1 rRNA gene is annotated in these 1584 nt (G+C 46.0%); it reads right to left on the reverse strand.

The features are described 5' to 3' along the window. Positions 1–1584: ribosomal RNA gene (locus tag DPIF8902391_RS04295) — 23S ribosomal RNA — on the reverse strand; the annotation flags it as partial.

Genomic DNA, 1584 nt, shown 5'->3' on the forward strand with positions numbered 1-1584 from the left:
CAAAGCTAACAACTCCACTTAACCTTCCAGCACCGGGCAGGTGTCAGGCCTTATACATCATCTTTCAATTTAGCAAAGCCCTGTGTTTTTGATAAACAGTCGCCTGGACCTTTTCACTGCGGCCCATCCGAAGATGGGCGACCCTTCTCCCGAAGTTACGGGTCTATTTTGCCTAGTTCCTTAGCCATGAATCACTCGAGCACCTTAGAATTCTCATCCCAACTACCTGTGTCGGTTTACGGTACGGGTTCTTATAATCTGAAGCTTAGAGGTTTTTCTTGGAAGCCTTTAGGCACACTATCAACGCATCCGAAGATTTGTTGTACTATCACATTTCACCTAGATCTGCGGATTTGCCTACAGTTCTAATAGCTACATGTTTCAACGAACTATTCCGTCAGTTCGCGGTGCTTTCATTACTCCGTCACCCCATCGCAATTATAAGAAGTACAGGAATATTAACCTGTTATCCATCGACTACTCCCTTCGGATTCGCCTTAGGACCCGACTAACCCTCAGCTGATTAGCATCGCTGAGGAAACCTTAGTCTTTCGGTGAGGGGGTTTCTCGCCCCCTTTATCGTTACTTATGCCTACATTTTCTTTTCTATCCGCTCCAGCATTCCTTACAGGACACCTTCGGCGCAAATAGAATGCTCCCCTACCACTTACGTGTCTTTCAACGTAAATCCATAGCTTCGGTAATATGTTTATGCCCGATTATTATCCATGCAAAACCGCTCGACTAGTGAGCTGTTACGCACTCTTTAAATGAATGGCTGCTTCCAAGCCAACATCCTAGCTGTCTAAGCAGTTTCACCTCGTTAGTTCAACTTAACATATATTTGGGGACCTTAGCTGATGGTCTGGGTTCTTTCCCTCTCGGACATGGACCTTAGCACCCATGCCCTCACTGCTGAGTAACATTTTATAGCATTCGGAGTTTGTCAGGAATTGGTAGGCGGTGAAGCCCCCGCATCCAATCAGTAGCTCTACCTCTATAAAACTTTTGCTCAACGCTGCACCTAAATGCATTTCGGGGAGTACGAGCTATTTCCGAGTTTGATTGGCCTTTCACCCCTACCCACAGGTCATCCAAAGACTTTTCAACGTCAACTGGTTCGGTCCTCCACTGTATGTTACTACAGCTTCAACCTGCCCATGGGTAGATCACTCGGTTTCGCGTCTACTACTACTAACTATGGTCGCCCTATTCAGACTCGCTTTCGCTACGGCTCCGGACCTTAAATCCTTAACCTTGCTAGTAACAGTAACTCGTAGGCTCATTATGCAAAAGGCACGCCGTCACACAGTTAATGTGCTCCGACCGCTTGTAGGCGTACGGTTTCAGGTTCTATTTCACTCCCTTACTTAGGGTTCTTTTCACCTTTCCCTCACGGTACTAGTTCACTATCGGTCTTTCAGGAGTATTTAGCCTTACCGGATGGTCCCGGTGGATTCATACAGGATTACTCGTGTCCCGCACTACTCAGGGTACTGCTATATTATCTTCGATTACCTATACTAGACTATCACTATCTTTGGTTCGATTTTCCAATCGATTCTAGTTCTCTTAGATTCTAAT

The sequence above is a fragment of the Tenacibaculum finnmarkense genomovar ulcerans genome, from assembly GCF_900239495.1.
Classification (GTDB): domain Bacteria; phylum Bacteroidota; class Bacteroidia; order Flavobacteriales; family Flavobacteriaceae; genus Polaribacter; species Polaribacter ulcerans.